Origin of the sequence: Pseudomonas sp. HMWF006 (assembly GCF_003061205.1) — a bacterium.
Classification (GTDB): Bacteria; Pseudomonadota; Gammaproteobacteria; order Pseudomonadales; family Pseudomonadaceae; genus Aquipseudomonas; species Aquipseudomonas monsensis.
In genome coordinates, this window is sequence record NZ_QAIU01000362.1 from 1 (window position 1) to 5,245 (window position 5,245).

At 62.2% G+C, this 5,245-nt stretch carries 1 protein-coding gene; it reads left to right on the forward strand.

Annotated elements, in window-relative coordinates; all coding sequences use genetic code 11:
- Positions 1-5,245 (forward strand): S-layer family protein (locus DBR24_RS14890; protein ID WP_128615143.1); only part of this gene is annotated, 5,245 nt, incomplete at both ends.

Genomic DNA, 5,245 nt, shown 5'->3' on the forward strand with positions numbered 1-5,245 from the left:
ATCTGGTTTTGCAGATCCACAACAATGACGATCCGGTAGTCATCAATGGCCTGAACGTCGAAGGCGGCGAGCTGACGGTCTACGAGAAAAACCTCACTGACGGCAGCGCACCGGATTCCACCGCGCTGACCCAAAGCGGCACGTTCACCATCACCGCACTCGATGGCGTCACCACCCTGACCGTCGGCGGCATCGCTGTCGTCACCAACGGCGTGGCCGCCGGTTTCCCGCAATCGGTCACCACGCCGTTGGGCAGCACGTTGACCATCACCGGTTTCAACGCGGCGACCGGCGTCGTCAGTTACAGCTACACCCTGGTCGATAACGAAGCCCACCCAAGCGCCAACGGCGCAAACAATCTGCCTGAGCAGTTCGCCGTCACCGTGGTCGATGACAATGGCACCACCGCCAATGCCACCCTCGACGTGAACATCGTCGACGACTTGCCAAAAGCCGTGGATGACAGCAACGCCAGCACCGCGTCGGAAACCTTGCTGACCCTGACCGGCAACGTCCTGACCAACGACGTGCAAGGCGCCGACCGCGTACCGACCGGCCCCGTCACTCCAGGCACGTTCACCGGCACTTACGGCACCCTCGTGCTCAACGCCAACGGCACTTACACCTATACGCTGAACACCAACGATGCCGACTTCAAAAATCTGCATGGTGGCGGCAACGGCACGGAAAACTTCGCCTACACCATTACCGATTCGGACGGTGATACCAGCACCGCGAACCTGGTGCTGAACATCCACAACAACGACGATCCGGTGATCATCAACGGCCTCGACGTCAATGGTGGAGAACTCACCGTCTACGAGAAAAGCCTCACTGACGGCAGCGCACCGGACGCCAACGCGCTGACCCAAAGCGGCACGTTCACCATCACCGCACTCGATGGCGTCACCACCCTGACCGTCGGCGGCATCGCTGTCGTCACCAACGGCGTGGCCGCCGGTTTCCCGCAATCGGTCACCACGCCGTTGGGCAGCACGTTGACCATCACCGGTTTCAACGCGGCGACCGGCGTGGTCAGCTACAGCTACACCCTGGTCGATAACGAAGCCCATCCAAGCGCCAACGGCGCGAACAATCTGCCAGAGCAGTTCGCCGTCACCGTTGTCGATGACAACGGCACCACTGCCAACGCCACCCTCGACGTAAACATCGTCGATGACCTGCCGAAAGCCGTGGATGACAGCAACGCCAGCACCGCGTCGGAATCTTTGCTGACCCTGACCGGCAACGTCCTGACCAACGACGTGCAAGGCGCGGATCGCGTACCGACCGGGCCGGTAACCCCGGGCACGTTCACCGGGACGTACGGCACCTTGGTGCTCAACGCCAACGGCACGTACACCTACACCCTGAACACCAACGATGCCGACTTCAAAAACCTGCACGGCGGTGGCAGCGGCACGGAAACCTTCGCTTACACCATCACCGACTCGGACGGTGATACCAGTACGGCGAATCTGGTGCTGAACATCCACAACAACGACGATCAGGTCTACCTCAACGGCCTCGACGTCAATGGTGGAGAACTCACCGTCTACGAGAAAAATCTCAGTGACGGCACCAGCCCCGACACTCCGGCGCTGACCCAGAGCGGCACCTTTACCGTGACCGCCCTCGATGGTCTGCAAACCCTGACCGTGGGCGGCATCAACGTGGTCACCGGTGGCGTGGCCGCCGGTTTCCCGCAATCGGTCACCACGCCGCTGGGCAGTACCTTGACCATCACCGGTTACAACCCGGCCACGGGTGTTGTGAGTTACAGCTACACCCTGGTCGACAACGAAACCCATCCGAACGCCAACGGTGCCAACAGCATCACCGAGAACTTCAACGTGGTGGCGACGGACACCGATGGCAGCACGGCCAGCGGCCAGATCAACGTCAACATCGTCGATGATTTGCCCAGCGCTCATCCTGATGCTGCGTCTGTGGTGGAGGGCGGCACCGTCAGCGGTAACGTTCTGGACAACGACATCGGCGGCGCCGACGGCCCGGCCGTAACCGGTGCGGTGGTCGGCGTGCGTGCCGGCGCCGACACCTCGACTTCGGCCATCGGCGGCCTCAACAGCAACATCAACGGCACCTACGGCTACCTGACTCTGGACGCCAACGGCAATGCCGTCTACCACAGTAATCCGAATGCGGTGAATGGCCCGGGCGCGGTGGATGTGTTCACCTACACCGTGCGCGATTCCGACGGTGATGAAAGCACCACCACCATCACCATTGATGTCGCCAACAGCAAACTGTATGCAACCAGTGACAACGACGTCACTGTCTACGAAAAAGCGCTGGACCTGACCAAGGACGGCGCGGACCTGGCCGCCGGTACGGTCACCGGCAGCGATCCGGCCAGCACCGGCGAAACCGCGTCCGGTACCTTGGTCGGCTCGGTCACCGGTGCGGTCGGCGCGATCAGCTATGCCTTGGTCGGCAGCGCCACCGGCAACTACGGGCAGATCGTCCTCAACCCCAACGGCACTTACACCTACACACTGACCTCAGCGGCCACCACTACACCGCATGCTGACGACGGCGCCAACACCCTGACCGAAACCTTCACCTATCAGGCCACCGATTCGCTCGGTAACATCGTCAACAGCACCATCGTCGTCAGCATCGTCGATGACGTGCCGAAAGCCGTGAACGACAGCAACGCCAACAGCGCCTCGGAAACGCAACTGACCCTGACCGGCAATGTGCTGACCAACGATGTGCAAGGCGCCGATATGGTCGCGACCGGACCGAATGCCGGGCCGATCACTCCTGCCACTGTCGTCGGGACGTACGGCACTTTGGTACTCAACGCCAACGGCACGTACACCTACACGTTGAACCCCAACGATGCCGACTTCAAAAACCTGCATGGCGGCGGCAACGGCACCGAGACGTTCACCTATACCCTGACCGATGCCGACGGCGACACCAGCACCGCCAACCTGGTGCTGAACATCCACAACAACGACGACCCGGTGCTGCTCAACGGCCTCGACGTCAATGGCGGCGAACTCACCGTCTACGAGAAAAACCTCAGCGACGGCACCAGCCCCGACACCCCGGCGCTGACCCAGAGCGGCACCTTCACCGTCACCGCTCTCGATGGTCTGCAAACCCTCACCGTCGGTGGCATTGCCGTGGTGACCAATGGTGTCGCCGCAGGCTTCCCGCAATCGGTGGTTTCGCCGCTGGGTAGCACCTTCACCGTCACCGGTTACAACCCGGCCACCGGTGTCGTCAGTTACAGCTACACCCTGGTCGACAACGAAGCCCACCCGACCGGCAGCGGTGCCAACAGCCTCACCGAAAACTTCAACGTGGTGGCGACGGATACCGATGGCAGCACCGCCAGCGGGCAGATCAACGTCAACATCATCGACGACTTGCCGACCGCCAAACCCGACACCGGTTCGGTGGCGGAGGGCGGTACGGTCAACGTCAGCGTGCTCGGCAATGACATCAGCGGGGCCGATGGCGCGGCCACGGTGGTCGGTGTGCGTGCCGGCAGCAATACCGGCACCTCGGCCATCGGCGGTCTCAACAGCAACATCAATGGCAACTTCGGTTACCTGACCCTCGATGCGGCCGGCAACGCCGTCTATCACAGCAACCCGAACTCGGTGAGCCCACCAGGCGCCACTGACACCTTCACTTACACCATCCGCGACAGCGATGGCGACGAAAGCACCACCACCATCACCATCAACGTCGCCGACAGCAAACTCGTGGCGTCGGTGGACCAGGACGTGACGGTCTACGAAAAAGCCCTCGACCTGACCAAGGACGGCCAGGATCTGGCCCCCGGTACGGTCACCGGCAGCGACCCGACCAATACCGGCGAAACCACCACCAGCACGCTGGTCGGTGCAGTCACCGGCGGCAGCGGCGCGATCACTTACACCCTGGTCGGCAGCGCCACCGGCACGTACGGTCAGATCCAGCTCAACGCCGATGGCACTTACACCTACACCCTGACCTCGGCACCGAAAACCACGCCGAACGCCAACGATGGTGCCAACACCCTGAGCGAAAGTTTTACCTACAAAGCCACCGATGCGCTGGGCAACAGCACCACCAGTACGATCGTGGTCAACATCGTCGACGACGTGCCCAAAGCCGTGGCCTCGGATCGCTCGGTGGCGGCGGTGGAGATCGACTCCAACATCCTTATCGTCCTCGACATCTCCGGCAGTATGGCCGACGCCTCTGGCGTACCGGGCCTGTCGCGGCTGGCCTTGGCCAAGCAGGCCATCAGCGCCTTGCTCGACAAGTACGACGACCTCGGCGATGTGAAAGTGCAGCTCGTCACCTTCAGCAGCAACGCCACCGACCGAACCACGGTATGGGTCGATGTGGCCACAGCGAAAACCATTCTCGCCGGACTCACCGCTGGCGGTGGCACCAACTACGACGCTGCCGTGGCGACCATGTACAACGCGTTCAACACCTCGGGCAAACTCACCGGGGCGCAGAACGTCGGTTACTTCTTCTCCGACGGCAAACCCAACGAGGGCGATATTGGTACTGCCGACGAAGCGACGCTCAAAGCCTTCCTCGATGCCAACAACATCAAGAACTACGCGATCGGCCTCGGCAGCGGCGTGAGCAACGCCAATCTCGACCCGCTGGCGTATGACGGCATCAGCCACACCAACACCAACGCGGTGGTGGTCACCGACCTCAATCAACTCAACTCGGTGCTGTCCGGCACCGTTGAAGGCGCGCCGGTTACCGGTTCGCTGCTGGGCGAGGGCGGGACGTTCGGCGCCGATGGCGGCTTCATCAAATCCATCGTGGTCGACGGCACCACCTACACCTATGACCCGCGCGCCAACAGCGGTCAGGGGTCGCTGACCGCAAGCGGCGGCACCAACCACGGCACGTTCAATACGGTGAACAACAGCCTGAGCATCGCCACCAATAACAGCGGCACGCTGGTAATCAACCTCGACACCGGTGACTACAGCTACACCTCACAGAAAACCACGACCACGGTGATCACCGAGAACATCGGCTTCACCCTCAGCGACAACGACGGCGACCTCGCCAGCTCGACCCTGACCGTGAAAGTGATCCCCAACGCGCCGCCAGTGGCGATGGACGACCACGTCATCACCAACGTGCTGTCGAGCAGCGTCACGGTGCCGGGTGAGTTGCTGCTGGCCAACGACACCGACCCCAATGGCGATACGCTCAACGCCTCACCGACCACCTTCAACACCGGTTG